Below are 22,487 nucleotides of genomic sequence, written 5' to 3'. Positions count from 1 at the left end.
GGAGCCGCATCACGTCACAACTGCGCGCGCATGGCAGGAAAGGTGTTGGCCGTGAACCCGTTCCGTTGGTAGATGCCCAGCCCGGACGGTGTCGCCATCAGCTCGGCTCGCGCAATCCCGGTCTCACGAGCCCAGGCCATCACCGCCTCGAACGCCCCGCGGCCGAATCCGTTCCCTCGCGCATCAGGGGCAGTGCATACGTTGCTGATCAAGACATCGCGCCCGTCCGGTGACAGCGGTGAGGGTGCGGCATCTCGAACGGCACCCATTGCGCAGGCCACGACCGCTCCGTTGTGGTCGACCACGAAAATGCCGTAGTCGGCATCGTCCAATCGTGCGACGAACCAGTCGAACGCGTGTGTGCGCCAGAGTTGGCCGTCGGCGTTACTGCCCATCGATCGAAACATCTCGGCCCGCAACTCGACGAGCGCGTCGACGTCGCCGATACGTGCCCGCCGGACCGTCGCACCTACCTCACCCATGATGCTCACCTCATCCCGTTGCAACACCTGTCCCCGATATCTCGTGCATCGCAGCACCTCGCCTCAGCCTGGTGCGCACCGGCTCACCTGATCGGAGCGATCGATCAATGAATACCGCCGTCAACGCTATCGACGCGCGTCGCGAGATCCGGGTATTCGACGATGAGTCCCGACGCGTCGTACCGTAGATTTGCGGAATACTCGAATTGTGGGGCTGTGTAGGCGCATGCAAACGATGACGCGCTGATTACTGGAAATGAATAGGCTTGATCGAGTACCTCCACCCTGCGCTCCGTTGCGCGGACGTACACCGCCTGCACTTCGTGTGTGCCAGGGATTGCCGAGAGCCTATGAACGGGAATCGTGTTGGTGACGATAGACGCTTCGAGATCGATGTCGGTACATGCTGAGAGGTCAGCTCGTTCTTCACCGTCGACGAACCATGTACCGTGCTCATCGCGGACGAGTTCCATGATCCAGGTTGTGCCACGGGTTCGCGTCTCGATGCTTGCCTCACGCGTTTCCCAATGTTTGTCGACGACCACGCGGTAGCTGACCGCATAGCTCGTGGTTCCTTCCACCACGACGCTGTTGCCCCAGATTCGGGTCGTACCGTCTGCTGAGCCCCTTGCGAAGTACGCCACCTCGAAGCCGTCCCGCAGTCCACGGTGCCGCCACGCTGCAGTCGCAGGCAGATGGAGGAGATGATGGTTCTCGATCGCCATGTCGGACTCCGTATCGATGCGCAAGTTTGGAGGTCGAGACTACCCGGCCAGCTCCGGCGACCGTTGCGGTCAGTCCGCACTCGGACTCTCGCGATGACGTTGCCGAATGATGATCAGCAGACCGATGAACAGGGGCCACGGCAGACGCTACCGGCGAATTCTCGATCGCGTCGCAGACAAGTGGTCGCTTCTGGTGATTGCATTGCTGGAGGAGCAGACGTTTCGATTCGGAGAGCTCCGACGAGAAATCGACGGCATCAGCACCCGCATGCCGACGGTGACATTGCGTAACCTCGAGCGCGACGGGCTGATCGACCGGCGGATGTATCCGAAATCCCTCCGCGTGTCGAGTACCGACTGTCGGAACTGGGCCGAACGTTGCTGGGCACCATCCAAGCTCTCGTCGAATGGACCGAACAGAACAACATCGAATAGCCCGAGCCCGTGAGGTATTCGACGACGCGTCGGTTTCGTCCCCCAGTCAGAGCAACTCGTCGGTCGCCGAGGCGGTCCACTGAGCTCGTTTCAACGCCGAACAGACTGGCACGCAACAAGAACAGCGACTCCCCCTATACCGGCGACGAGACTGTACGCGATCGTGAATTCGTGCAGGATCGTGAGAGAAAGAACCGCCCCCGTCACTGCAATCAGGATCGATTGACTCATCGACTCCGAGATCTGCAAAGCAGAGCTGTTGGTCCCCTGTTCTTCCTCGGTGGACTCGGCGAGAACGGTGGCGGTGATGCGTGGGTACGCCATTCCCATTCCCGCTCCCATGACGACGCATCCGGCCACCAGTGCAGCTACCGGTATCGCACCGGCGATGAACAGCAACGCAGAGACCGGTCCGATCAGTACGAACACCGCCGCTTTTGGCACGATGACCAAACCATTGCTGCGGCCGGAGGTTCTGCCCTGCAGCCACGCACCTGCGATCCATCCGAGGGCCCCGAGTGCGACGATCAGGCCTGAGCGACTGGGACTGTAGTCGAGCTGGCGTTGGAGGTAGAGCGGCAGATAGATGTCCGTCGCCGCGACGGTCGCTCCGAGCAGTCCGCGCAGCGCCGTCAGCCGCGGTATGCCTGGCCGGATCCTGAACGTGCCCTGGGGAAGAAGCCGCGTTGCGGATATCCCGATCAGCACAACGGCGCACACGGTGCCCGGGACGAGAACACCGATTTCCTGCTGGCTTGCCTGGTGCAGAGCGAGCACACCTGCCGCCGCAACGACAGCCCACACTCCCCGGCTGCCGAATACGGCTGTGTCGGTGCGCAACCGGATCGAACCGCGGACCATGATCAGTAGAGACGTCAACGACGCTGCAGATCCGATCAGAACCAGCGCGAACACCGATCGCCAGCCGACGAACTCGACGACTACACCGGTGACCAATGGTCCCGCAATACCGGGCAGGAGCCACGCTGCCGTCAACAGGCCGAATACGCGCGGGTGCAGTCCGGCAGGGACGAACTGTGCGATGACGACGTACATCACGACGGAGTCGATTCCGCCGCCGATCCCCTGCAGAAGCCGACCCGTTACGAACACTTCCATCGTGGGTGCCACGACGCAGAGTGCGATACCGACGAGAAACGCGAATCCGCCCACCGCCAGCGGCATCACGACTCCGCGACGGTCCGCCCAGTTCCCACCGATGGTCATCCCTATCAATGCTGCGGTGAGCGTCGATGCGTATGCGAGCGAGTACCAGCGTTCGGCATCGAGATCATGGGCAATGACCGGGAGCGCAGTGGTGATGGCGAACGACTCGAACGCAACACAGGTCATCATGCCCAGCAGCGCGAGAATCAATGGCCGGTGCTGCCCGCGGAGCACACTCATCGGCCGAGCTGCGTTGTCGGTCATGGGCGTTGGTCACCGACGAGAAGTACGACTTTGCCTCGACCGTGTCCGGTTTCCACATCGCGATGTGCGTCGGCTGCGTTGTCGAGCGGGTATGTCTCTCTCACTGTGACGTCCAGGTCGCCGGAGGCGCACAGATCGATCAATTCCTGCAGTCGCACGGCAGACCTGTCGCTCGAGATCCAGCGACAGTCGAGCTCTCTCGCCAGGGCCATGTCGACGATCGTGCCGATTCGAGATCGGTCGGGCAGTAGATCGACTGCGGTACGAAGGTTCTCGTGACCGGCAGTGTCGAGCACCAAGTCGATTCCATCCGGCGCCTCGACCCTGATTCGTTCGAGCTGGCCGTCGCCGTAGGAAACCGGTGTCGCCCCCATCCCCTCGACGTACCGGTGGTTGTCCGGGCTTGCGGTACCGACGACACGCAGGCCACGGTGGCGTGCCAATTGCACCGCCATCGAACCCACTCCACCCGCGGCACCGTGTACCAGCAGGGTTTCGCCTGGGCGTGCCCCCAACCGCTGCAGCGCAGTGTGCGCTGTCTGGCCGGACGCCGACAGCGCCCCCGCGGCGCGCCACGAGACAGTGGCCGGCTTTCGGACGATATGACTGACGGGGACCGTGACGTACTCCGCGTAGCAGCCGAGAACACGGAACCCGAGAACCGCATCGCCGACGGCCACGTCGTGCACGTTCGGGCCGAGCGCCTCGACGGTTCCCGAGAATTCGTTGCCGAGAATCTGCGGAAACTCGATCGTCGAGCCCGGAGGCACCCAACCTCCGCGAATTGCCGCATCCGTCAACTGAACTCCGGCTGCCTGCACTCTCACCAGCACTTCGCCAGGGGACGGTGTCGGCCGTGGAAGCGTCCTGGTTGTCAGCACCGATGCCGGTCCGTGTTCGTCGATCGCAGCAGCGCGCATCGTGGCACTCATCGGTCGACCACCGACCCCTTCGCGAGCCGAGGGACGCTTTGGCTGAGATCTCCTGTGGCACGCACAGAGTCGACCATGACCGTCGGTACGGAGCTGATGCCGAGGTCGGCTGCACGACGAAGATCATTGTCGATATCACTCGAGTACTCCTTGGATTCTGCGAGTCGGGTGATCGCGTCCTCATCCAGACCTACCCGACGACCGATCGAGCGCAGAACAGTCCAGCTTCCGATGTAGTCGTTGAGCTCGAAATGGCTCGAGTACAGGGCATCCCACGCCTCGAATCGGTTCAGCCCACTAGCCGCGACGAGTTTGAGAAGGCGGTGCGCATCACGCGAGTCGACCGTCAACGAGCGGTCGATATCGATGGTGAGAATCTCGGATGCGCCACCTCGAACGATCCTCCGACTCTGCGTCGTCCAGCGTTCGGCGTCGAAACCCCAGGAAGACAGAGCAGTATCTCGGACTGTCATTCCGGGCTGGGCGGGACCGTCGGGTTCGAGCAGAAGGCTCCTGTATTCGACCTTCGTGTCGGTACCGAGTTGATCGAGTGCCCGACCGAGCTGTCGGTGTCCGATCCAGCACCAGGGGCACCGAACGTCGGCCCACATCGTGATCGTTGTTGTCATTTGTCTCTCCTGCCATTGCCGTCGAGTGCGATGTACAGTGCACTTCATCAAGTGCACTTGACGTCAAGGCGACCGAGAATCAGGACGAATTCATGACGCAACTCGATACCGATGCCGTGTGGCTCAAGCCCGGTCAGGTCGCCGAACGTGCCGGCGTCGCGGTGTCCGCCCTGCACTATTACGAGCAGGTGGGATTGATCTCGAGTCGGCGCACCAGCGGGAACCGGCGCGAGTACCGCAGAGATGTACTGCGCGTCATCGCATTCATCAGAACTGCCCAACGCCTCGGCGTGTCCCTCGACAAGATCAAGGAGGCCTTGGATCAACTGCCGGAGCAGACGATTCCGAACAAACGCGATTGGATGCGAATTTCTCGACAGTGGCGCGACGACCTGACGGCACGAATCGATGAGCTCACTGCACTACGAGACAACTTCTCGAACTGCATCGGATGCGGATGCCTGTCACTCACGTCGTGTCCGTACTCGAATCCGAATGATGTTCTAGGACAACAGGGTGCTGGTGCTCGACGACTCGATGGAGAGAGGCATTCGTCCAGATCTCACACCCGCAGGGAGTCCTCACTCTTCTCGTGACCCTGAAAAACCCCGTGCATGGTCAGGGACCAATCAATGGGGCTTTCTGGCCTCGATCAGAAACCGACTCGAACGTGCAACGAATGGTCCCTCACTCAGCATTTGGTCGTGCAGTTCGCGCAACCGATCGCGATATTGCTCGACGGTGAAGCCTGGAACCATCCAGATGACCTTGCGCAAAAAGTAGACGACAGCACCGATGTCGTTGAACTCGGTTCGTAGTGACTCGAACCGGATATCCACCACATCGAGTCCAGCGGCACGCGCGGCAGCGCTCTCGTCCTCGTAGTGACGAGCGCGCCGAATCTCATCGGGTTGGCGGCCCAGAAAGAACTCGACGAGCTCGAAGACGCTCGCGTGCCCCACGTGCTGAGCGAAGTAGGTTCCGCCCGAGCGTAGAACGCGAGTAATTTCCTCCCACCACACAGTGGCAGGGTGTCTGCTCGTCACCAGATCGAACGCACCGTCAGCAAAAGGCAGCGGCGGCTCGTCGGGGTCGGCCACGACCACCGCCCCGCGCGGATGCAGCAGTGCAGTCGCTTGTGCGACGTTCGGTGGCCATGATTCGGTCGCCACCATTACCGGTGGGAAAGATGATGCTCCCGCCAGGACCTCTCCCCCACCTGTCTGAATATCGAGTGCAGCCTCGGCCATCGCGAGGCGTTCGCCCATGAGCCGCTGATAGCCCCATGTCGGCCGCTCTTCGGTCGCGCGACCATGAAGCCATGAGAAATCCCAGCCGTCAACCGAAACGGAGTCCGCTTCGGCCACCATCTCTTCGAACGACCGGGTCACGGTTTCCAGACTGTCAGACTGCAAGCGGTGTCTTCCACGCATTTATGCAACGGTCACCGATCGAAATGGTCACAAGGTCTTGATCTTGGCGAAAGGGTAGCCACCGATCACCACGGCGACGAAGACATAGGCTGCCAGCGCGGCCAACTCCCACGTCGTTCTTTCGCGCCGGAGGTCGAGGAACAACCACACCAGCGGAGCCAGCAGCAGAATGGCAGCGACGATGCCGCAAACTACGAAGAGCCTGTTCGCCCGTGCGCGGAGGTGCGGCGTGGTCTTCACCCGGTCCGGTACGTCATGGCCGTAGTAGTCCGAATGGAGAACTTTGCCTCGCATCCCGACCGACGAGCCGTAGCCGAACGCGACTATTCCCGCGATCAGCCCAAGTGCGAGTGCAGTGTTCACGACTACCACGATGCCAGGTCTCGACCGGCCATCTTCGACGGCCGGGTCAGTGACCGCCGATCGAGCGGCCGGCGACGAACCTGACCAGCGGAGGTCCCGACCTCAGCCGTGGCGACGCGGCCGAACGCTAGACTGCGCAAATATGGGCAGGCGGAAGGTAAAGAGAACCCTGGCCGTTGGCCTCGCACTCGTCGGGTGGACCGCCTTCGCCGGCATCTATGCGACGTTCGGTAGGTTCGCGGTGTCCGACACCAGCTGCGACGGAGGTACGTTGCGGCCGTCCACGTTCGGGATTGTGTATCTCATAATCGTTGCTTCGGTGTGGATGGTTCCCTTCATGGCGCTCGCCATCCGAAACCGATCAGTTGCGGCGGTTGTGCTCGTCGTGGTCGCGGCGATCGTGGCGGCGGGAGTTGTCACTACTACCCTCGCCAACCCCGGCGAATTCTGTTTCTGAGCGATGGCCCATCAGAACGGCGCAACCCGTGTTGATCCGCTGATGCCGAGATTTTTATGGACAGATCAATACACTATCGCTAGCCTTCACTCATGGGTCGAATATCGGAGTTCGATCGCCGCGAGGTGGTCGATGCGGCGTTGCATCAGTTCTGGGCTCACGGCTTCAACGCAACCAGCACCGAGACCTTGTGCCGGGTAACCGGATTGGGTCGCAGCAGCCTCTATCACGCGTTCGGAAACAAGGTCGGCCTGTACGAAGAGTGCATGTCGACCTACCTCGCCGACGCCGACGAGTCCGTCGACGCCGTACTCACTCACGAGCGGGTCACGGTGCTCGAGCGCATAGCCATACTCTTCGACGACTTGATCGACAGCGAGATGACTCGACGTACATCCGGTGGGCCCTCGGGCTGCTTTTCCGTCAACACAGCACTCGAGGCCGCCGATGACCCCCAACTTGCCGTGCCGCATCGGCAGGTGACGGACAACTTGCACAAACGACTGGAGATCCTTGCCGATCACCTCCGCGCGGGTCAGGCCGGCGGTGATATCTCCGTATCTTTGACACCGAGCGCGCAGGCAGAAGTCGTCAACGGCGCGGTGGTGGGAATCCGCGTCGCGTCGAGGGTGGGCTCGCAGCGAGAAGCCCTTCGCGCCATCGCAGACGGAGCCATGATGGTCCTGACCCCCTGATTTCGACCGGCACAAGCGACCGTCTTCGCACGGCCCAATTTTGTACTGATCGATACACAACGAAAGGTGTTGACCATGAGCAACATCGAACAAGCTGTGCCCGCAATCGCAGCGCGGGTCGACGCACCGAGGGTTCCGTTCACTGTCTACATACTTGCGTTCACCATTCTGGCGTTCACCACCAGCGAGTTCATGGTGTCCGGCTTGATGAACGACCTGGCACGAGATCTCCCCGCCACTGTCCCCGCCATCGGCTACCTGATCGCCATCTACGCCTTGTCGATGGTCGTGCTCGCACCGCCGTCGTCGATTCTCTTGTCGAAGGTTCGTCCCAAAACTGCACTGCTGGTCGTCTCGACCGTCTTCATCATTGGCGAGCTGACCGCGACCATGGCACCCAACTATGCGGTCATCGTCATCGGTCGCATCGTCACAGGCGCGGCAGCAGGCACCGCATACGGAGTCACCATCTCGATTGCCGCGCGGGCGGTGCCAGACCGCGCTCGCGGACGTGCAATTGGAATCGTCATGGGCGGCAATACCATCGGAACCATCGTCGGCCTTCCTGTAGCCAGCTTTCTCGGCAATGCTTTCGGCTGGCGATTGGCGTTCGCCTTCGTTGCGCTGCTGGCTACCGTTGCACTCGTGGCCGCGGTGGTGTGTGTACCCGGACTGGACCCGGGACCGCCGACGAGACTTCGATCCGAGTTGGCGACGTTGAAGAACCGAAGCCTGTGGCTCGCCTACTCCACCAGCGGGCTGTTGATCGGATCCGTGTTCTCGATCTTCAGCTATTTTTCCCCGATACTCACCCAACGAGCAGGCTTCGATCAGAGCACGGTTCCGATCATCCTGGCAGGATATGGGCTGGCGTGTGCCATCGGTATCACCGTGGTCACCCGCCTGTCCGACTCTTATCCCCTGACAGTTGCCGGCGTCGGTTCACTGATCGTGCTCTCGTCCGGACTGGTGTTCCTTGTCGGTGACACCGATCCCATCCTGGTACTCATCGGCGCAGCGGCGTTGGGACTGGCAGGAGTGAGCCTCAATCCTGCCTTCGCCGTTCGGGTCATGCGAGTCGGCGGTACGTCGTTCGCGGTCAACACCGTTCACACGTCCATCATCTGCTTCGGCATCTTTCTCGGTGCCACACTCGGCGGGCTCGTCATCGACACGTCGGGGTCCGTCCACTCCGTGTACTACCTGTCATTGGCACTCGCAGCTGCAGGGGCGATCACACTGCTCCCGAAATATCGCACTGTCCGAGAAGAGCTTCGGACACGGGCTCGATCGGCGGGCCGGAGGTCATGAGTAGGGTTCTCGTCATCAGTGCCAGTCCACGCCGAGACGGTAACTCTCACATCCTCGCCGACGCGGCCATGATCGGCGCGCACGAGAGCGGCCATCGAGTCGACCACGTATTTCTGTCCGACCACGTCGAGAAGATGCTGGAGAATTGTCGAGAATGTCGCCAGATCCGCGGCGGGAGTTGCCAACTCGACGACAACTACGACACGCTACTTTTCGATCACATCATTCCGGCCGACGGAATCATCTACGCTATGCCGCTGCATTTCTACGGAATGCCCGGGCGGCTGAAAACGATGTTCGATCGACTGTTCTGCTACATCTCGAAGAGCGCACCGCACTCGGACGACGTCGTCCGCGGACTCCAGAACAAGAAGATCGGTGTGCTGATTTCCTGCGAAGAAAGCTACCTGGGAGCCACGGTCGGCGTCGTCACCCAAATGCAAGAACTCACCAGATACTTCAACCAGGACCTGGCCGGAGTCGTCATCGGGCATGCAAACAGTCGCGGAGAAGTCACCGAAGACCCAAGCAAGCCAACAGAATCTGCCGCGAGACTTGGATCCCAACTGTTCTACACCCGTGTCACCGACTACCGTGTGGACACGGTCCGCCCCAACAAGGTGTGGTGATCGCTGGCCAGTACACCGTCACCGACTGGCGTTCCATGGTCGCATCGCCCGATGTGAACGTGATCAGCGAGTACTGTTCCCCCGCAGAATAATCCAAAACCCGGCAACGAACAAGAACCCACATGCAACTCCGACTCCGGAATTGTCCCAGCTGAACGCCGTCGTACCGACGACAAGGTCACTGTCTACATAGTGCTCGCACAATGCCACCGGAACCGGCAACCATGCCCAGTGCGCGTCGTACAGCGGACCGGGGAACCGCACGCACAATTCCTCCGCGCCGCCGATGAATCCCCACCTCGCGAAGGCTCCGAACGATGCGATCCACCCGATCAACGACACCGCTGCGATGGCAGCGATGACCGGTGACGCGATTCTTCCCATCTCAGCCTCCGTTCCTCCTTCTCCTGGAGAACTCGACCGAAGCCGTTCGACCTGTCATTTGCATTGTGCCCCTTCCTCAGTTCGAGAGAATGGCCTCCGTCGTGACCACCGTTGCGAATTCTCCGTGCAGGTTTGTCGCAGTCATGGCCGACAGCGTCGCAGCTGGAACAGTGGTCCCGTCGAGTGCGACGCGATCGAAGGTGTGAGTCGCGTCGATGACGAAATAGGTGTCGTAACCGAGGTTCCCGGCCATACGAGCGGTGGTCTCGCAGCAGTGGTTGGTGGTGATCCCGCAGATCACCACCTGATCGATATCCTCACCGCGAAGCCAGGCGTCGAGATCCGGCGTGCCGTAGAAGCTCGAGTTGACGCGCTTGCTGACCAACAGGTCCGGCGTCCCATCGATGACATCCTTGAACGCATGCCCCACACCGGTCGGAGACAACGGAGACTGTGGGTTCTCGGAGTCATGCCTCACGAACACGATCGGCCATGCTTTCGATCTCCACAAACGAACGAGTGCAGCAATATTGCTCTCGCACAGTGGGTTGTCACGTGGACCCCAGAACTCCGAATCGTCGAACCCGGCCTGTACGTCGATGACGATCAGTGCGGGCCGTTCGAGTCGTATCGATGGAGCGTCCATACCGTCCAGACTAGCCGCGAACAACCGCGGAGACCATGATGCCGGGTGGCCCCTTACCCACCCTCGTTCCCGTTCGATCAGCACACGGTAGTGCACTATGCGCGATGCACCTTGCTGCGTGAATTGTACTGAGCTGCAATGTGACCGGGTGAATGCCCGGAACGCTGCTCACCACGCAGGAGAAAGGCCGGAAGACCGCCGACCTGCGGTACGTGCTCGCCTCGAAACGAAAACTACCTACTACCCGGCATATGGTGAACTACTCGATCAAGTCGAACTCCCAGTTGACGCGTTGGATCTCCAGGTCCACCAGCCGGATCTGTTTGGCGATTTCATCTGCAGCAGAACGTAACTCGGCCACCGGCAGAGCTGCTACGTAGACCAGCTCCGACCGCAGTTGACGCGGGCCGTACCTGTGCTCCTGATCGCGGCCCGACGCCGCATCCGCTGCGGCCGAGATCGTCCTGTGCCGCATACGCAACACGTCGCGGGAGGCGAGCGCATCGGTGATGGTTCCGTCCCGCATCGTCGCGGCGCTGTTGGTCCGATTGATCCTGCGGATGAGTACTTCGAGTCGATCGAGTGCAGATGCGTACTCCGACAACAGAATCGATGCAACTTCGGCCGGTGATTCACCGTCCTGGTGGCGGGCATTGGCCAGAATCCGAACTTTCAGATGTTCGGAGCGCTTGATCAGTTCCCCTCGTTCAGCAAGGGCCTCGGCAAGCTTCATGATGTGCACCTCGGCGTGCCGGAACCGGAGGTGGGATGACTACGGGCGCTCATGCGCCTTTCGACGTGTCGAATGTGTTCATAAGACAACAAGTACCACAGTTCACCGAGATGCGGAAGAGCTTGTGCGGGTGGTCGATCGATGGATCACTACCGAAGATCCAGAAGTAGTCGCTTCAACAAGCCTGCGAGCTGCGTTCGCTCATCCGGATTCAATGATCTCAGCAGAGCCTCCTCGTTGGCCACGTGCGCTGGTAGTGCGGCGTCCACTGCGGCAACTCCGGCCGGCGTCAACTGCACGATGACCACCCGACGGTTGGTGGGGTCGATTTCTCGTTCGATCAGTCCTTTCTCGGTCAACCGGTTCAAACGGTGCGTGACAGCACCCGACGTCACCATCGCGCTGTCCAACAACTGTCCGACAGTGAGGCGATGCGGAGCCCCGGCGCGTCGGAGCGTCGCGATCAGGTCGAATTCACCTGACTGCAAACCGAATTCGATCAGCACTGCCTGCGTGCGTTTGTCCAGAACCGACGCTGCACGACCGATACGGCCGATGACCGCCATGGGGCTGACATCGACGTCGGGCCGCTCGGCGTGCCACTGCTGGACTATCCGGTCCACTGCATCGAGAGCTTCGTCCACCATCGGTCGGCCATCCTTCAATATTTCAGAGCTCAATTGTTTGACATTCTGTCATGCCAACCTTACCGTTCAACACTAGATAGTTCAGCGTTAAGATGTTACAGACAACCCTTGGAGATGAGCCGACGATGCGGACACCTCGTATACAGGTGCAACCAACCGATGCTCGACGCCTCCCGCGTGACATCGCGCCGTCGACTTTTGGTTTGACGGCCGCTGCCGCACTTGCCCCCATCCTTTGGGGCACGACCTACCTGGTGACCACCGAACTCCTGCCACGGGATCGACCGATGACGGCCAGCGTGCTTCGCGCAGTCCCCGCCGGGCTACTTCTCCTGCTCATCGCTCCAGGAATTCCAATCAAGGGATGGCGGCTGAAGACCGCGACCCTCGGCGTATTGAACATCGGCTTGTTCTTTCCGATGCTGTTCGTGGCGGCGTATCGACTACCCGGAGGGATTGCCGCAGTCGTGGGGTCCGCGCAGCCGCTCGTCATCATCGCGATGTCAACTGCGTTCGGTTGGGGCCGCACACGTCCCGTACAGATCGGATGGGCCGTCGTCGCCGTTGCCGGGATCGCGCTGACGGCCACATCGGGCACAATCGGACTCGATCCACTCGGTCTGGCCGCTGCAGTAATCGGCACTGCCAGCATGGCGACCGGCATCGTACTCACCAGGCGCTGGGGTGTGCCGCCGAACACGATTCCGCTCAATTCCACTGCGTGGCAATTACTTGTCGGTGGCGTGGTGATCTTGCCGTTGATCCCGATCGTCGACGACGGCCCCTTGTCCATCGATGCACAAGCAGTCATCGGTTACGCATGGCTTTCGATGATCGGAGGTGCGATGGCATACGCGCTCTGGTTCCGCGGCGCACGCACTCTGCCCTCCGCAAGCATCTCCCTTCTCGGCATCCTCAGTCCATTGACCGCGGCCGCACTCGGTTGGATCGTGTTGGGACAAAACATGACAGGACTGCAATGCGCAGGTTTCGGCATCGCACTAATCGGTTCGATAGCCGGACAGTTCGCCACGGCCCGACCGCCGCGATCGTCGAACTATTCTCGATACCAACGGAATTCCTTTTTCAGCTCCAGAAACAAGTAGTGCATATGAATCGCGGCACGTATTCGGGGACCGCGTCCAGCGCAACCTGAAGGCCGCCCCAAAAAACGACCGATCAGTCCGTGTCGGATCCCTGGTCACAGCTGCCGCGAACTATCGTGGCCTTCATGACGTCGTCCAGCTTCGTGTCACAACGCATCGAATCTGGACCGCGCATGCATGGCGCGAACGAGACGTACACCACAGGCACACGCGCACACGATGTTCCGAGTGCTCGGGTCGAGTCTGTGCGATCCGAGCAGATGCATCGGTTCGGTCGTCGATGGCTGGCGGGGTCGGTAATCGCAGCGTGTATCGCCATCGCAGCGCATGCGTACTTCCTCGGATGGAGAGGTCCTTTCGGGCTCTTCGGCAACGGAATCGACACCATCGTCTACCGCCACGGTGGCGACGTCGTCCTACTCGGTCAGCCGCTCTACGAGTTCGCCCTGTTCGATATCGGCCTCCCCTTCACCTATCCGCCGTTCGCGGCATTGGTCTTCACCCCGCTGGCGCTGCTCACCGTGACGACGGCTGTGACACTGCTGCAGGCGATCAATGTGCTGTTGGTCTACGCGACGGTTGTCCTGAGCTGGCGTGCTCTCGGATACCGGAGCGGCGGAATGTATCTGGTCAGCGCGCCGATGGCGATCGCATTCACCTGGCTCGAGCCCGTGCGCATGACCATCTGGCTCGGGCAGATCAACCTGCTGTTGCTCGTGTTGGTTCTGTTCGATCTGAGCCGAGGCGAGGGTAGCCGTCTGCGCGGTGTCGGTGTGGGCGTTGCCGCGGGGCTCAAGCTGACTCCCGCGTTCTTCGTCCTCTATCTGCTGGCCATCAGACAGTGGCGTGCAGCGGTCACCGCGAGTGCCGCCTTCCTGGTCACCGTTGCAGCAGGATTCCTGATCATCCCGTCCGATTCGTGGAAGTTCTGGACCGCGACGATGGTCGACTCCGAACGGATCGGAGCACTCGCGTCGCCGGCGAACCAGTCGATCCACGGCGCACTGGCTCGGCTGTGGCCGGGCCACACGCCACCGTTCATGGTCTGGTTCCTCGTTGCGGCTGCCGTTGCCGCCGTCGCCCTGTGGACAGCCGCACGCGCTCACAAATCGGGTAAGACGTTGCTGGCGTTGGTGATCTGCGGGCTCGCAACCCCCATGGTCTCGCCCTTCGCGTGGGGCCATCACTGGGTGTGGTGCGTACCGTTGACGGTCGTCGCCCTCGACTACGCCATTCGGAATCGCACCTGGTGGAGCTGGCTGGCACCGGTAGCGGTTGCCTCGCCAATGATCGCCTGGTACTTCACCGACTACCGCGGCATCAAGGCAATCGGAATCTTCATGTTCGAGGGATCCCCTGCATTCGAGGCCGCGGTTCAATTCACCTATCCAGCAGTATTTCTCGCAACCATGGTTGTCACACTGCTCTCCTCGTTCCGCCGTGCAGCCCGATGAGTAGGTGCCCAGTACCGAAGCGATGCTGAGTAGCCTGAGTGCCCGAATCACAGTCGAATTGGACGGGTGTCGACGCGTCGCAGGATTGGGGGTTCTCCGGGAGTTACCGATATCCGCACAAGACATCCTCACCAGATCGGCAATGACGTGAACAGATCGTGGAAGGCCCCGCTTGCATTGCTGATCCTCCTCACTTCATCGTGCAGCTCTTTCGAGCCCGGCAAGCCTATGTCCATGGACGAGGATGACGCGTCGAACAAGGTCGACGAAATTGCTTTCACGATCCCCGATGGCTTCGTGTTCACTGAGGGCGTCGTATTCGCAGAGTTCGTGGGCCACCCCGCGTGGTCGGCTCGATTCGACGCATCGACAGAACTGGACGGGCCGGCCGTCACTGCGGCCAACCCGTCCTACCCCCCGTTGCTTCCGGTCTCGTGCGGTGCCGCAACGAGGACCAGCTGGACCTCACTGGGCTTCACCTGCGAAGCCGAGACGATGTCCACGTCGCGCCCGGCTCCGAGATCGGGGGACCCCGTCTCTGTCACGTTCACCAGAGGTGCGCGCGGGTCGTCTCTGTTCATCTACTGCGAAGGCCACTGACCCCGAAATCGTGTGCAGTTGACCGCGCTCAGCGCGGCTGGCTGCACCGGATTCGGTTGACCGTGGCGATGATTTCGGCGACAACCTGCTCCAGTCGCTCCGTCAGATCCAACCAGGTGTACCGAAGCACCGTCCAACTCTGCGAGAGGGCATTCTGACGGGTCCGATCACGTTGAAATGCGTCATGATCGGTGTGGAAGGCCCAACCGTCGATCTCGATCGCCACCATTTCCACAATGAACGCGATGTCGAGTTCGTATCCGCCCCAGCGATAGTTGGCCACCCAGCCAGAAACCGCGCGGGCTCGGAGTTCGCGCACTAGGAGCCGCTCGCCTTCCGAGCGAGCGCCGGTCTCGGCCGCCTTCAGTAACCGCTCGGCCTTCTGAGCGCCGGTTCGACCCGGATTTCGCGCGTGCGCACGCTTCAATCTTTCCAAGTCGGTGTGCCGCTGCAGCGCCCGGTCCATGATGTGCGCCTTACCGACCGCCGCTTCCAGAACCGAAAGTTCGAGCGAGGTGACTCTGAGTCCACGGCGCACGATGATGTCTCTGCTGTGCACGTCACGTCGGCGAAGCCTGCAGCCCTCGGCACGGCTTCGACCGCGCCGCGGGCCGGTGACCTCGATGACGCTGGGCGGTTCGGAAATTACCCCGTGCCAAAAGGCTGCAGCTTCGCCACTGAGCATCGCGCTCGTTCCCGCGGCCCATACCGCCGACCGGATTCGCGCGTCGGTCGTGAATGGGCGGTCCGCAACGAAGTACACGCCTCGGTGAACCTTCATCCATGCACCCGCGCGAACCAATCGGTCGACAGCATCGGCGCTCAGGCCGCATGCGCCTGCTTGTGCGCGGGTGATCACACCGTCGTGTTGCGCCAACCAATCATCGAGCATGCCGACTTGGACGTTGGACGCGTCGAGGCGGTTCCACATGGATCCTCTCTGCACGACTGTCGAATCCGCACATATCCCGCTACGATGCTCGATACATCAGACCGGATGGTCTCGAACGTGGAGGACTCGGAATGCCGTACGTCGGCTTGTTGGTGATGTTGTTGTGGGTGTTCTGCCTGATCGACGTGATCACCGCTGACGACGGCGGGGTGCGATACCTCCCCAAGATCGTTTGGCTGCTGCTGGTGGTGTTCTTGCCGCTGGCAGGATCGCTGGCTTGGCTGTTCGCGGGACGTCCCGTAGGCGGTGGAATCTGGGGAGGGCCCGGCGGGGGCTCCGGCTACCGACGGGCCGGCAACTCCGCTTTTCCGGAGTACGAGACGCGCCCCGGCCGTCAGGCTGCTCAGAATCCCGAGGCCGACGCCGAATTTCTCCGTCGCTGCCGGGAACGAGCAGAGGAGCAGCGTCGACTCGAACGTGAGCGTCGCAAACGCGATCTGGGATTGTGATCAGCGTTGCTGAATCGACGGCGACTCGATGCTGCCCCATCGCGAGGGCGGCAAGACTATCAGACGCGCCTTGCCGATGACATCGTCCAGCGGAACTGTGCCACCCAATTCGTCGCGGGCGTGAGATCTGGAATCGGCTGAGCCACTTCGATTGTCACCCATCATCCAGAAGTTGCCGGGCGGAACGGTCACCGGACCGAAGCAGCGGCCGGATTGCGGCGCGGTATCGCAGGTGAGCGTGTTCTCGACGAACGGGAAGTCCATGACGACGTACGGCTCGTCGAGTGGCCGTCCGTCGACCTCGACGCGGCCCTGCGCGTCGCAGCACTGCACGGTTTGCCCACCGGTCGCGATGATTCGTTTGACGAGATCGTTCTCGTCGGGCGCGACCAGCCCCGCCCACGACCCTGCGTCCTGCAGTGCCTTGGCTATCGGGGTGGTCGACCGCGTCGAGCTGTAGCCCACGTTCCACGACGAGGTCGGTGCCTTGAACACCACCACATCACCGGGCTGGGGGTCACCGAAGCGAAAGGTGATCTTGTCCACCGCGATTCGATCGCCCGTACATCCTGGACATCCATGCAGCGTGGGCTCCATGGACTGGGACGGGATCAAGTACACCCGACCGACGAACGTCTGAAGCAAGACACTCAGCACCAGCGCGACGACGAGGAGGACTGCTGTCTCACGCAACCAAGACGGGATCTTGCGTCGCCGACTGTCGAGTGCGTTCGCCATCCTGGAAGTCTAGAGCCCTCCATCGCGTATCGTACCGAGCATGTTGTTTCCAGGCCTCGTTGTGCCGGTCGCACTCCCGGTCATTGTCATAACCCGGGCGCACAATCGACGCCTGGCGCGGTGAGGTGGTGTCGACGGACAACGGTAGCCACACCGCGAGCGACGACGATCTGCGACGCCGCATACAACTGCAAACCGAGTACGACGCCGGAGTCGTAAACCCCGCTCCACATCGGGCCGCGTCCCCGAGTCCGGCGGACCCGGTTGTCGAACAATGGGGCCGAATTGCCAAGTGGCTCAACGACAACCTCTCGTCCGTCTCGAATGCCGGTGCCACAGACGAACAGATTCAGGACGCAATGCGCGCAACCGGCGGCCTGTGGCCCGAGGAATTGACTTCGTTCTTTCGTCTCGTCAACGGCTTTCCCCGCGAGAATTGGGTATCGATCTTTCCCATGCACGAGTTGTTCGACCTCGACCGCGCGGTCGAGGAACGTCAGCTCGAACTCGACATCTGGGGTGAGATCGATGCCGAGATGGGTGCCGAGCCTCGGTTCGGTACGTCAGCTGGAGACTACGTCGGAACCTACTTGCCGGAATTCATTCCGTTCGCAGGAGCAGACGGGTATCTGCTGTTCGTCGACGCTCGGTCAGGCCCTCTCCGTGGGTGCGTCACAGAGTTTCAGAAGGTCGATGCCGACGGTGCAGGCCCCAAGTGGCCGTCGTTGAGCGCGATGTTGACGGACTTGGCAGACAGCCTCGGCAACGGCACAGCCTTCGACGGTCATACTCCCGCCGTCGTCGACGGCCAGTTGCGTTGGCAACACACAATGAGTCGATGAAAAGCGCCGGAGTGTCTGTCATCGCTCTCGTGATGATGGTCTGTGCCTGCGCGCCAGCCGAAGTCGAGGAGCCCCGGCTTCCCGTCGCCTCGGTTCGGTCGACACAATTCGCTACTCCCCCGCCGCCGATCACCGATGCCGTTCCCACCGCACAGCAACTGACGAAGCTTCTCGCCGCAAGCCTCGACTACTCCGTGCGAGAAGAGGATCGGGCACGACTGTTCGACGGACCCAGCGAACACAACGTGTCGCTCGCACGCGCGTGGGGCGCTCAGCCCGATCCGCAACATATCGAATTCACGACGGTCGAACCCACCGGCCCGGATGCCGTCAACGCGAGTGGGCAAGGGCACTTCAGAAATAGCGAGCCCTATCCGGTCGGTCCGATTCCCTTCGTCCGTTGGGACAACGTGTGGAAGGTTTCCCGCACCTTCGCCTGCGGATTCGTAACAGCTTTCGACAGCCCCGACGCCTGCGCGTGAGTCGGAAGAAGCCGGCACAACATCTATCGTTCACCCTCGAGGTCAAGGGCTTTCCAGTCACTCATGTCCCGAAGCATCTGTCGGTCGTGTGTGGAGACCACCACCGCCGCGTCGGTTGCGTGCAATGCCTCGGTCAATTCGTCCACCAATGCGATGGACAGGTGATTCGTCGGCTCGTCGAGCAACAGGACGTGTGGTCGGCGGGACAGTGCGAGCGCCAGATCGAGTCGACGTTGTTGGCCCATCGAGAGTTCCCCGATTCGCTTGCTCGTCTCCCTCGATCGCAGCAGCCCCAGCGAAGACAACGAGACAGCCACGCCGCTACAGGATCGAAAGTATTGTCCTGCCGAGCATTCCGGTGGAAGCGCAGACTCTTGTCGCAACAGCACCACTCGTGCAGCACGAGAAGCCCGAACCTGCCCGGCCGTAGGAACCAGCTCACCCGCCAGCACGGACAGCAGTGTGGACTTTCCCGACCCGTTGGGGCCGGTCACCACGTGTTTGACGCCGGCCTCCAGATTCAGCGACACCGGCCCGTTCAGTCGACCTTCGACTGCGACATCATCCGCAATCAGCAGGGAAGGACCGGATGCGGCAGCGATCTCCGGAAACCTCAGCCGCTGAGGGGGTTCCGGAACGGGCAGCAGCTGAGATTCGAGATCTTGCTGCCTGCGGTGCACGTTCCGAACGAGTCCACCGGCTCGCGTGGCACGTTGATGCTTGTTCGTGCCCTTGTCGGGCCTCCAACTGCCCACCAGCCTGTTCTGCGCCCTGCTCAGATCCTCGCGTAGTTTGGCCGTCTCCGCCGACTGTTGTCGGTGCTCCTGCTCCCACCTGACCAACTCGGCAGCACGCCCCGCGCGGTAGCTGTCGTATCCGTCCCCGTACATGCGGGGGCGACCGTCCGGCGTCGGGTCGAGGTCCAGAATCTGTTGCGCTACATCGGAGATCAGTGCTCGGTCGTGAGAAACGACCACGACACCACCTGCGCGAGACCGAAGTCGTTCTGTCAGATAATCGAGGCCTGCTCGGTCGAGGTGGTTGGTCGGTTCATCGAGTAACAGGAAGTCATGATTTCCTCCGAGCAGGCATGCAAGCCGCACCCGATAGCGTTGTCCGACCGACAGTTCGGTCAGTATCCGAGATCTGTCACTCACCGCGCCGAGGCCGTCGAGAGCGACGTCCACCCGCCGTTCGGCGTCCCAGGCATCCAGGGCCTCGACGCGCTCGAGTGCAACGGAGTACTTCTCTTCGGCTCCAGCGACACCAGAGACAAGGTCTTCCGATGCCGCGTCGAGGTTCGCCAATGCAGTCAGGGAATCGGCCATGGACTCTCGAAGTACCTCTCCGACAGTGCGTTCGTCGGTGGTGAGCATCTCCTGCTCGGCAACACCGACCGTCCCGACGCGTGAGACGTTCCCGGAGTCCGGACTCAACCTCTCGGCCAATATGTGCAACAGGGTGGACTTGCCGCGACCGTTCTCACCCACGATTGCCCACCGGGATGCGGGGGTCACGGCGATGTCGATGCCGCTCAGTACAGGTGAGCCGCCGAAGGCGACCGAGATGTTCGAGGCGATGAGCTGCGCGTCGGAGCGCGCAGAAACTACTGCTGAATGTGGCATTGAATCTCCAAAGAGCAAGCGCGCCAGTATATCTGCGCGCGAGTGGACGGAAGGGCCAAGAGGGCCCTGGAACGACGGCACGGCCGAACGCTCAGGCGCTCGACTCGAACCGTGTAATCCGTCACTGGAAGATCAAATGCATGCCGCGACGGTAGCAAGCAGCACCGACGACGCGCCATCCGTTTTCGGACGTACGTCCCGAATCGGGTGCACTGGACCGCGGTGAGCGCGGTCGAATGCACCCGATTTACTCAGGAACTTCGGAATCCGGCCGATAGGACCCATCGAGTCGGCTCCGGAGACGACGGATCGTCCTCCATCCCGTAGGCGTCGTCATCGTGCTGGCGATCAAACCGAAAACGATGCCCTGAGACAGCGCCGACCATTGATCAGGACTGTCTCCGAACAGCGGCCACTTGTACACGACACCAAGCACCACGAAGAAGACCACCGCACGCATCGCTTCACCGCCTCACCACTCGACCCGGACAAATTCGACCGCTCGGTATATTCTTACCGTACCGACTGCACAACAGGAGGATCGACGTGTCGAACCAGCGAACGTTTCGCCAGTACGTGATGACCGGCCCGATGAGCAAGAAGAGCGGCGCTACTCGCAGCGACTACATCAACGCTCTCGCACTGGCTCCCGCGGTTGCCGTCGGTTTTCTGCTGGCTCAACTGGTGGTCAGTTTCGGTTCGATTCCCCTCGACATCGCCGTCGGATGCCTGGGCGGCGCAATCACCGGATTCCTGTACCTCTACTTCGCGTACCGGGTCGACTGCCAGCGGACCTAGGTGACCGTTCAGCACGATACATTCGGGCCGATGAGATAGGAGGAAGCCGATATGCGATACGAGTATTCGACAACGACCGAGGCCCTCCGCAGCGAGCGACCGACCGTGCTGGCCGAGTCACCCGATCTGAACAGAACGGGGAAGGCGGTTGTGTGGCTGTCCAACATCCGCGTCTATTCTTTCGGCCTCATGTTCTCCGTGTCGGTGCTGACCCGCGAACTCGACGTCGATCTCGTTCTGGGCGAACCTGATTTCGCTCACCAACCGGATACGACGGCGTCTGTGTTGTTCGGTATCGAGTTCGCGGACGGTCGAACCGTGGCGCTCGATCGTCCAGCTCCCGACAGGGTTCTGATGGAAGTCCGAGATTCATTTTCAGGGGCGGGTTCTTTGCAGGCCAGCGTGCTCCTCGTTCCGATCCCGCCGTCGGGTCCTCGACGATTCGTTACTGCAATCCCGAGGCTCGATGTATCCGAGGCAGTCGTCACTCTCGACGGCGATCACATCGCGGCGGTGTCGGAACAAGTCGAGCGGCTGTGGACAGGTACGCAAGCTCCCAATGGGTTGGGTGGAGCAGGACTACGCGGCGGGGGATGGTTCAACCGTCTGGACTGACTGCGGCGACCGGATCGGTGTCACCGTCGATCCGATCTAGACTCACCTCGTGAATCCAGACGGCGAATCTTCGGGCGGCATCATCGCCCAGACGTTGCGTGACGAGATTCTGTCCGGTCGTCGCGTCGGCGGCGAGCGGCTGGTCGAGGAGTCCATTGCCAAGGCCTTCGGCGTGTCCCGGGTCCCGGTGCGCGAAGCACTCGCTCAGCTCCAGGCCGAAGGTTTCGTCACCATCGTTCGCTATCGAGGCGCGACGGTGTCGACCACGCTGCACAAGGAGAACAAGGAACTCCTCGAAGTTCGTCATGGGCTCGAGGTGTTGGCCGCTCAGCTCGCCGCCAAGAACCGGGGCGGCCCGGTGGTGGACGAACTCACCGCAGTGGTCGACCTGGCCCGGGCACAGTCGCCCACCTCGGAGACGGCTCCACCGTTTCACGACCTGGTCGCGATCGCAGCAGGCAACGATCAACTGCGCGAGATGCTGGCCGGGGTGAATCGCCGGGTGGCGTGGGGTCTCGGGCACGATCCGGGCGCGTCCGTCCACGATCACGCTGCCTTGGCTGCGGCTATCCTCAACGGCTCCCCGGTGCAGGCCGGATTTCTGATGGACGAGCATCTCCGACGCGACGAGACCAACGCCCCGGGCGAGGCTTGAACCGCAAAGTCGTATACGATTCAAGGGATATATCCAGTCCTTAACATGTTCGTAGCGGGAGATAACTGAAATGACACACTTTTTGTATACAAATTAGGCAGTCGTTTCGGAGAGTTACCAGAGGCGACTCACCGGAAAACATCCGTTGCCGGTGCCTGCCAGCCCGCTGGAGCACACCATGTCTGCCTCTACCTCGGAATCCGTCCCACCTACCCCCATCCCCCCGAACGGACCCACCC

Annotated in this window: 28 protein-coding genes and 1 pseudogene; 15 read left to right on the top strand and 14 right to left on the bottom strand. The window is 61.5% G+C overall.

The window, feature by feature from the left end; translation table 11 throughout:
• Positions 1-14: 14 nt before the first annotated feature.
• Positions 15-482 (bottom strand): GNAT family N-acetyltransferase, encoded by a 468-nt coding sequence (locus tag CH275_RS18260; protein WP_094679840.1) that lies wholly within the window; start codon positions 480-482, stop codon positions 15-17.
• A 104-nt stretch (positions 483-586) separates the two neighbouring features.
• Entirely contained in the window at positions 587-1,207 is a 621-nt protein-coding gene (locus CH275_RS18255; protein WP_094679719.1) for a putative glycolipid-binding domain-containing protein, read from the bottom strand.
• A gap of 106 nt (positions 1,208-1,313) precedes the next feature.
• Between CH275_RS18255 and CH275_RS18250 the strand changes: the two are divergent.
• Positions 1,314-1,642: pseudogene (locus CH275_RS18250) on the top strand (winged helix-turn-helix transcriptional regulator).
• Between the two features lie 90 nt (positions 1,643-1,732).
• Here CH275_RS18250 and CH275_RS18245 read toward each other — a convergent pair.
• The 3 genes from CH275_RS18245 to CH275_RS18235 are packed head-to-tail and all read right to left on the bottom strand — an operon-like array spanning position 1,733 to position 4,634.
• Positions 1,733-3,073 (bottom strand): MFS transporter, encoded by a 1,341-nt coding sequence (locus tag CH275_RS18245; protein WP_218828807.1) that lies wholly within the window; start codon positions 3,071-3,073, stop codon positions 1,733-1,735.
• A complete protein-coding gene (locus tag CH275_RS18240) occupies positions 3,070-4,005 on the bottom strand; it encodes an NADP-dependent oxidoreductase (RefSeq protein WP_218828806.1) in 936 nt (311 codons plus the stop codon). Before CH275_RS18240 ends, CH275_RS18245 begins: the two co-directional genes overlap by 4 nt.
• A complete protein-coding gene (locus CH275_RS18235) occupies positions 4,002-4,634 on the bottom strand; it encodes a DsbA family oxidoreductase (protein WP_179276213.1) in 633 nt (210 codons plus the stop codon). Before CH275_RS18235 ends, CH275_RS18240 begins: the two co-directional genes overlap by 4 nt.
• Before the next feature lie 92 nt (positions 4,635-4,726).
• Here CH275_RS18235 and soxR point away from each other — a divergent pair, with 92 nt between their 5' ends.
• Positions 4,727-5,230, top strand: coding sequence for a redox-sensitive transcriptional activator SoxR (soxR, locus tag CH275_RS18230; protein ID WP_094679717.1), 504 nt, complete (start codon positions 4,727-4,729; stop codon positions 5,228-5,230).
• A gap of 33 nt (positions 5,231-5,263) precedes the next feature.
• Here soxR and CH275_RS18225 read toward each other — a convergent pair whose 3' ends face one another.
• Both CH275_RS18225 and CH275_RS18220 read right to left on the bottom strand, forming a co-directional pair.
• The gene (locus CH275_RS18225; protein ID WP_094679837.1) at positions 5,264-6,025 is read right to left on the bottom strand and encodes a class I SAM-dependent methyltransferase; all 762 of its coding nucleotides are present in this window, start codon (positions 6,023-6,025) and stop codon (positions 5,264-5,266) included.
• A 69-nt stretch (positions 6,026-6,094) separates the two neighbouring features.
• The gene (locus CH275_RS18220; RefSeq protein WP_094679716.1) at positions 6,095-6,430 is read right to left on the bottom strand and encodes a hypothetical protein; all 336 of its coding nucleotides are present in this window, start codon (positions 6,428-6,430) and stop codon (positions 6,095-6,097) included.
• A gap of 142 nt (positions 6,431-6,572) precedes the next feature.
• Between CH275_RS18220 and CH275_RS18215 the strand changes: the two genes are divergently transcribed.
• The 4 genes from CH275_RS18215 (at position 6,573) to CH275_RS18200 (ending at position 9,522) form a co-directional block, all read left to right on the top strand.
• Positions 6,573-6,887 (top strand): hypothetical protein, encoded by a 315-nt coding sequence (locus tag CH275_RS18215; RefSeq protein ID WP_094679715.1) that lies wholly within the window; start codon positions 6,573-6,575, stop codon positions 6,885-6,887.
• A 92-nt stretch (positions 6,888-6,979) separates the two neighbouring features.
• The gene (locus CH275_RS18210; RefSeq protein ID WP_094679714.1) at positions 6,980-7,582 is read left to right on the top strand and encodes a TetR/AcrR family transcriptional regulator; all 603 of its coding nucleotides are present in this window, start codon (positions 6,980-6,982) and stop codon (positions 7,580-7,582) included.
• A 75-nt stretch (positions 7,583-7,657) separates the two neighbouring features.
• Positions 7,658-8,893, top strand: coding sequence for an MFS transporter (locus CH275_RS18205; protein ID WP_094679713.1), 1,236 nt, complete (start codon positions 7,658-7,660; stop codon positions 8,891-8,893).
• Positions 8,890-9,522 (top strand): flavodoxin family protein, encoded by a 633-nt coding sequence (locus CH275_RS18200; protein ID WP_094679712.1) that lies wholly within the window; start codon positions 8,890-8,892, stop codon positions 9,520-9,522. The genes CH275_RS18205 and CH275_RS18200 overlap by 4 nt, the downstream gene beginning before the upstream one ends.
• Before the next feature lie 63 nt (positions 9,523-9,585).
• Here the strand turns inward: CH275_RS18200 and CH275_RS18195 are convergent, their stop codons facing one another.
• The 4 genes from CH275_RS18195 to CH275_RS18180 all read right to left on the bottom strand — a co-directional run bounded on the left by CH275_RS18195 (position 9,586) and on the right by CH275_RS18180 (position 11,932).
• Positions 9,586-9,906, bottom strand: a complete 321-nt coding sequence (locus CH275_RS18195; RefSeq protein WP_094679711.1) for a hypothetical protein — start codon at positions 9,904-9,906, stop codon at positions 9,586-9,588.
• Between the two features lie 76 nt (positions 9,907-9,982).
• Positions 9,983-10,552, bottom strand: a complete 570-nt coding sequence (locus CH275_RS18190) for a cysteine hydrolase family protein (protein WP_094679710.1) — start codon at positions 10,550-10,552, stop codon at positions 9,983-9,985.
• A gap of 259 nt (positions 10,553-10,811) precedes the next feature.
• Complete coding sequence (locus tag CH275_RS18185; RefSeq protein ID WP_094679836.1) at positions 10,812-11,285, bottom strand: DIP1984 family protein; 474 nt, start codon at positions 11,283-11,285, stop codon at positions 10,812-10,814.
• Positions 11,286-11,434: 149 nt separating this feature from the next.
• Positions 11,435-11,932 (bottom strand): MarR family winged helix-turn-helix transcriptional regulator, encoded by a 498-nt coding sequence (locus tag CH275_RS18180; RefSeq protein WP_094679709.1) that lies wholly within the window; start codon positions 11,930-11,932, stop codon positions 11,435-11,437.
• Between the two features lie 203 nt (positions 11,933-12,135).
• Here CH275_RS18180 and CH275_RS18175 point away from each other — a divergent pair, with 203 nt between their 5' ends.
• From CH275_RS18175 to CH275_RS18165, 3 genes are all read left to right on the top strand, one after another.
• Positions 12,136-13,038, top strand: coding sequence for a DMT family transporter (locus CH275_RS18175; protein ID WP_256991107.1), 903 nt, complete (start codon positions 12,136-12,138; stop codon positions 13,036-13,038).
• Between the two features lie 125 nt (positions 13,039-13,163).
• Positions 13,164-14,492 (top strand): glycosyltransferase 87 family protein, encoded by a 1,329-nt coding sequence (locus CH275_RS18170; protein ID WP_256991106.1) that lies wholly within the window; start codon positions 13,164-13,166, stop codon positions 14,490-14,492.
• Positions 14,493-14,726: 234 nt separating this feature from the next.
• Positions 14,727-15,092 carry a hypothetical protein gene (locus CH275_RS18165; RefSeq protein WP_094679707.1) on the top strand — a complete coding sequence of 122 codons (366 nt, stop codon included), beginning with the start codon at positions 14,727-14,729 and terminating at the stop codon, positions 15,090-15,092.
• A gap of 28 nt (positions 15,093-15,120) precedes the next feature.
• Here CH275_RS18165 and CH275_RS18160 read toward each other — a convergent pair whose 3' ends face one another.
• Positions 15,121-16,023 carry a type IV toxin-antitoxin system AbiEi family antitoxin domain-containing protein gene (locus tag CH275_RS18160; protein WP_306436954.1) on the bottom strand — a complete coding sequence of 301 codons (903 nt, stop codon included), beginning with the start codon at positions 16,021-16,023 and terminating at the stop codon, positions 15,121-15,123.
• Positions 16,024-16,115: 92 nt separating this feature from the next.
• Here CH275_RS18160 and CH275_RS18155 point away from each other — a divergent pair, with 92 nt between their 5' ends.
• The gene (locus CH275_RS18155) at positions 16,116-16,493 is read left to right on the top strand and encodes a PLD nuclease N-terminal domain-containing protein (RefSeq protein WP_094679706.1); all 378 of its coding nucleotides are present in this window, start codon (positions 16,116-16,118) and stop codon (positions 16,491-16,493) included.
• Here the strand turns inward: CH275_RS18155 and lepB are convergent, their stop codons facing one another.
• Entirely contained in the window at positions 16,494-17,231 is a 738-nt protein-coding gene (lepB, locus tag CH275_RS18150) for a signal peptidase I (protein WP_094679705.1), read from the bottom strand.
• Positions 17,232-17,359: 128 nt separating this feature from the next.
• On the opposite strand from lepB, the gene CH275_RS18145 reads away from it, so the two are divergent.
• Together CH275_RS18145 and CH275_RS18140 are read left to right on the top strand one after the other, a co-directional pair.
• Positions 17,360-18,073: an SMI1/KNR4 family protein gene (locus CH275_RS18145; protein ID WP_143546813.1), complete on the top strand. Its 714-nt coding sequence runs from the start codon at positions 17,360-17,362 to the stop codon at positions 18,071-18,073.
• Positions 18,070-18,555, top strand: coding sequence for a hypothetical protein (locus tag CH275_RS18140; RefSeq protein WP_094679703.1), 486 nt, complete (start codon positions 18,070-18,072; stop codon positions 18,553-18,555). Before CH275_RS18145 ends, CH275_RS18140 begins: the two co-directional genes overlap by 4 nt.
• 23 nt (positions 18,556-18,578) lie before the next feature.
• Here CH275_RS18140 and CH275_RS18135 read toward each other — a convergent pair whose 3' ends face one another.
• Positions 18,579-20,180, bottom strand: coding sequence for an ABC-F family ATP-binding cassette domain-containing protein (locus CH275_RS18135; protein WP_094679702.1), 1,602 nt, complete (start codon positions 20,178-20,180; stop codon positions 18,579-18,581).
• A gap of 546 nt (positions 20,181-20,726) precedes the next feature.
• Here CH275_RS18135 and CH275_RS18125 point away from each other — a divergent pair.
• The 3 genes from CH275_RS18125 to CH275_RS18115 are packed head-to-tail and all read left to right on the top strand — an operon-like array spanning position 20,727 to position 22,248.
• The gene (locus tag CH275_RS18125) at positions 20,727-20,978 is read left to right on the top strand and encodes a hypothetical protein (RefSeq protein ID WP_094679700.1); all 252 of its coding nucleotides are present in this window, start codon (positions 20,727-20,729) and stop codon (positions 20,976-20,978) included.
• A 51-nt stretch (positions 20,979-21,029) separates the two neighbouring features.
• Positions 21,030-21,593 (top strand): hypothetical protein, encoded by a 564-nt coding sequence (locus CH275_RS18120; protein WP_094679699.1) that lies wholly within the window; start codon positions 21,030-21,032, stop codon positions 21,591-21,593.
• Between the two features lie 49 nt (positions 21,594-21,642).
• Positions 21,643-22,248 carry a GntR family transcriptional regulator gene (locus CH275_RS18115; protein ID WP_094679698.1) on the top strand — a complete coding sequence of 202 codons (606 nt, stop codon included), beginning with the start codon at positions 21,643-21,645 and terminating at the stop codon, positions 22,246-22,248.
• The last annotated feature ends 239 nt before the right edge of the window (positions 22,249-22,487 follow it).

Origin of the sequence: Rhodococcus sp. 06-235-1A (genome assembly GCF_002258785.1) — a bacterium.
In the GTDB taxonomy this organism is placed as follows: domain Bacteria; phylum Actinomycetota; class Actinomycetes; order Mycobacteriales; family Mycobacteriaceae; genus Rhodococcoides.
Note: the sequence above shows the minus strand (reverse complement) of the source record. Positions and strands in the feature narration are given on the sequence as shown.